The organism is Paenibacillus sp. 01T422 (genome assembly GCF_056398785.1).
On sequence record NZ_JBFTQB010000594.1, the window covers coordinates 1 to 4,113 of the forward strand.

General features: G+C 45.7%; 2 protein-coding genes. One reads left to right on the top strand and one right to left on the bottom strand.

Going from position 1 to position 4,113, the window contains the following annotated elements; all coding sequences use genetic code 11:
* Window positions 1-352: 352 nt before the first annotated feature.
* Entirely contained in the window at window positions 353-1,120 is a 768-nt protein-coding gene (locus AC1DUA_RS26725) for a class I SAM-dependent methyltransferase (protein WP_477502660.1), read from the bottom strand.
* Between the two features lie 399 nt (window positions 1,121-1,519).
* On the opposite strand from AC1DUA_RS26725, the gene AC1DUA_RS26730 reads away from it, so the two are divergent.
* The coding region (locus AC1DUA_RS26730; protein WP_477502661.1) for a discoidin domain-containing protein at window positions 1,520-4,113 on the top strand (2,594 nt) is incomplete at its 3' end.

Consider the following 4,113-nt stretch of genomic DNA (forward strand, 5'->3'; position numbering starts at 1 on the left):
TGAAGAGCCTGAGCATGCCCTAAACTAATGGGAATTAAATCCAAAATTTTCAGGGGGATCCCCCTGAATCCACTAAACCAAAAAACTAATTCATCGTCCCGACGAATAACCCCTACAAGACCTAATACACAAACTTCTTGACGCTACCCCGAAACCATTGATAATACGAAAATTTGATGCAGTTTTTGCATCAAATTAGAAAATGCCCGCTACGATTTCCCCTTACGGACATCAGGGTCAATGTGGATACCTTTTTTAGGATTCGATGCTCTGCCCGTCATTCAGCGTTAAACCGTGATCAAAGGGCTGATCCCTCAAGGTCTATTGACCTTTTGAGACAGCCCCAGGACGTTTACTTTCTTACCGCTTCAAATACAAAATTCTGCTCTGCATTAGTCGGGGTTTTGTCAGAGTCATAATCAGCAGACACAACCACATCCGTAAACCCTACATTTTCTAAAACGAGCTTAAATTCCTCGATACCGTACCAACGTAACGCAAATCGCTGCAATTCGGTTTGGATCAGTGCACCTTTGCGCCACTTTTCATATTTGATATAGGAAATTTTGTACTGATTGAACAAATCGGCTTCGACTTGCTTGCCTTCCATTGTGATTACATCCCCACCTGGCAAGCTGAATGTCGAAGTGCCACCCCATTTGCCACACTCAAAGTTAGTATCGGGCAGAAAAAGATCAAGCAATAGACGGCCACCTGGCTGAAGATGATCGTAGAGACGTTTCAAGGCTTTAATTGACTCTTCTCGTTTTTCAATTAACAGAAATGAACCAGCTGGAATAAGGATAACCTCATATTTATCGGGTAATGAAAGCTCCTGAAGGCTTGACTCATACAAATTGGTGACTAAACCGCGTTCCATACAATGCGATTGGCATGAAGCCAACATATCGGGAGAATAGTCAACCCCATCTACGCGAAGCCCTGATTCAAGAAGCGGGATGATCACACGTCCAGAGCCGACCATTGCTTCAAGGATACGTCCTTTACAATGTTTGAGTTTGGTCTGGTAATATTCCAAATCACCGCCGATAGATTGACCGATTTTTTTGGTATGGTTATAGACTTCGGTACAAAGTTCTCCATAGTAACTAAACGACATAGGCGTTTCCCTCCACAGTTATCAGCATTTGCATCAGAATCACTCGCCTTCGTTTAATTTATTTCAATTATAATTTGCGTGGTAAAATTTGGTCAATGTGAGAAGACAATTAAAACGAAACTTACCGCTACAGACAACATAYGTACCACCACCAAACCGAAAAAAACACATACCACCATAATAATCTCCATTGTCTGTTTCTATTAACAGCAATAGAGTGAAGCTATCCGAAAGATTGTAAGTGCTTACAGACAACGGATAATTATCCGTTTGTCTTGCTTCTAATCTTCGGCGAAAGCAATTGGATAACAGGCTTTGATTACAAGTAAGGGGGGGATAACTTTCATTGATTGGCCCGCTGTAGGTATGTTTTTGAAGCTATCATAAGGAGGCACTAGGATGCTCACGCAACACGTTTTGAAGAAAGTTGTAAGCGCTATTCTAACATTTGCTATGATACTTACGCTTTTGAACCCCTTTGGGTTCTCTGCATCGACGGCGAATGCCGCACAGGGAGAGATGTTAAGCCTTTTTGAAGTCAAAGTAAGCAAGCCGGTAAACGCAGTAGTTGACGTCCCTAATGCAACCATTGGGATCTCGTTGCCCTACGGCGCTTCGTACCAAATGCTGAACGTAACGACGAATCCGGGCGTTACTCCAACCGTTATCAGAAGCGATGAAACAACAGCAATTTCGTTTGCAACCAGCGGTATCAATATAGGCGATGCCAAACTTGATCAATTTTCGTCGGGTGGAACATCCTTGTACTATCTAGTGCTAACTGACAAGAACGACAGCAGCAACAGTCGGAAATATACCATTACCGTAACTGCAGAGAAGGAACTTCCTACGTCAATAGCAGACTCTATGGGTCCTAATGACAAATATTCGCCATTGAATATTAAAGCAGGCGAACACGCATGGGACGTGCTTGGCGCTTCCAAAATGGGTTTTGGCAGCACGACAGGATCTATCGAAGGGCCTGGGAAGGCATCATCTTACAGCGGGAAAGATTGGTTTGAGTCGGTTTATGACCGTTCCGGTGACTACCCGGCAGCTCAGAGTGTTCCCGATTCCTGGCTGGGAGATAACATGTATCTGCAGACAATCGGCAAAACAGACCTGAATGCGCTTACGAAGTACGGGATTGAGGCTAGTCCCGGACTAGACAAGCTGAACACGGACATTTTGCGTTATCATGAATTTTTACCATTCCAAACGCCTGAAGGGGTGAGCCGGGACGACGGTGACCGGGGCGCGGTTAACAGCGACCGCCAACGGCTGGAAATTAAGAGCAATACCAGCGCGTCGAATATTGATGCCAATAGCGTGGGTGGCGACATAATGACCCATCATTGGAAGCTGATGCTCCCTTCGGATACGATAAAGTATCAGATGGATACCGCCGAGAAGGAAGCCGGTGACTTTATTGCTCCTCGGCGATTCTTTCACATTTTTCAATTAAAGGCGATTGAAGGGGATGAGGCCGGGCAACCGGTGACGACTCTTACGCTAGTATCTGTCAATGGGAAAGGCTATTTGGAGTTCAGAAACAATCCAGATGGACAAGAAGCGCACCGGATTAAGCCGCTGTTCACAATTCCGCTCGACCAGGTCGTAGACCGCTGGCTGGATATGGAAGTGACGATTCTAAGCGCCGATAAAGGCTATGTGTATGGCAAGCTTGTWGATGTAGCTACCAATACAGAACTATGGAAAGGCGGTATGACAGCGGAAACGTTGAGACGCCCCGAGGTTTTGAATCCGGATACGGGTAAAAAAGAACGAGTGGATCTGCCTGCCGTACCTGGACAACAGAACCGTTCTAAGTGGGGACTGTACCGGGGCATGCACAACACGGTGAATGAATCGGTTTATGCCGATGAATTTCAGGCTGCAACGATGTATCTGTCCGATATTTACTTAATCAAAAGGAATGCAAGCTCCTATGTGTTCCCTGACGGTTGGGATCCTAACAGCCAGCCTAAAGATATTGTGGCTTGGAGTAGGTCAACGGTCGTTTCGGCCTCATCAGGCACAGCATTTGGGGATTTGGGCTTGCCTATACAACTGGATGTAACACTAAGCACGGGCAAGGTTGAAAAAGCAAATGTCACGTGGAGCCCGGAGGGGTATAATCCGGACGGCACGGGAAATTACAAAATTAATGGGGAATTTACTGGAACAGGCATTACGAATACCAACCATATTAAACCTTATGTGGAAGTCAATATATCTGGAATTAAAAACTGGGCAGTTGTCCCCAGTGCGGAAATTAAGGTTGTTTCTCAAAGTGGWGGCACCAAAAATAACTTTATCGACGGTCAGTCGGATACAGCATGGCAAGCGAACAGTTCATTGACCAAAACAGAAGGATATCAATATTGGGCTGCCGTCAAACTGGAGAAAAACATTACGGTTAGCCAGATCCAGCTAGAATGGACCAGCAACAGCAAGTTTCTAAAAAATTACCAGCTGTACTATACGAATGATGCTGCGGCATATAACGAGCTGAAGGAAGGCACTTCCGTCTCGCCAACCTCATCAGCAACCAGGAAGCCGCTCCTAACAGAACATGGCTCTTCCTGGATCATGATTCCCGGTGCTGGAAAAGCGACGGATCTGAGTAACAACGAGAAGGCCGATTTGACGCTGAGTGATCCCGTCAATGCTCAATATGTACTGTTAGTTTCCGATATCACGCTCGATAACAGTGCTGGGTCAATCAAAAGCAATGCCTTTAACATTATCGGTCAACCTTCTCAAACTATACCTACAGAGACGGGTTCAGTAAATCTGTTGGAGCCATCTCGCTTTACACCACAAGATGGTGTGAACCTCAAGGCAAGCTCCGAGCAATCTGACCATCCTGGAGCAGATGCTCTGAAGACGGGCGGCACTGGATTTTGGCGGAACTCGAGCTCCAATGTTTACAAGGAGAATTATGCGCCATCTTCTTTGGCGTTAACCCTTGATTTGGGTACACCCAAGAC

Coding starts and splice junctions, on each gene's coding strand:
- AC1DUA_RS26725 (WP_477502660.1), bottom strand. CDS start 1,120: ATGTCGTTTAGTTACTATGGAGAACTTTGTACCGAAGTCTATAACCAT.